The organism is Pseudoalteromonas sp. SIMBA_162, assembly GCF_046535955.1.
Lineage (GTDB): Bacteria > Pseudomonadota > Gammaproteobacteria > Enterobacterales > Alteromonadaceae > Pseudoalteromonas > Pseudoalteromonas marina.
This window is the reverse complement of sequence record NZ_JAWJBQ010000882.1, coordinates 1-249: the sequence shown is the minus strand read 5'-3', so window position 1 is coordinate 249 and position 249 is coordinate 1. Positions and strand designations below refer to the sequence as shown.

Below are 249 nucleotides of genomic sequence, written 5' to 3'. Positions count from 1 at the left end.
GGCCTGCGTTACGCAGGTGGTTGGCAATCGGCACGAACAGGTTGGGAGCGGTGGCCAGGTAGAAAATGCGCGTCAGCCCGCCAGGTTCGCCCAGGTAGCGCGCCAGGCGACCGAAGTCTGCGCTTTGCGATGCATCCATGGGGAAGTAGTCGAGGCGCGCGGCAAACCGTTGCCATACGTCTTCGTCGAAGTCATTGCGGGCAATCTGCGCTCGGCAATGGCGTTCTGCGAGCTTGAGGTATTCGTTAC

General features: G+C 61.4%; 1 pseudogene. It reads right to left on the bottom strand.

Annotated elements, in window-relative coordinates:
* Window positions 1-249: pseudogene (locus tag R0J88_RS22235) on the bottom strand (hypothetical protein); the annotation flags it as partial.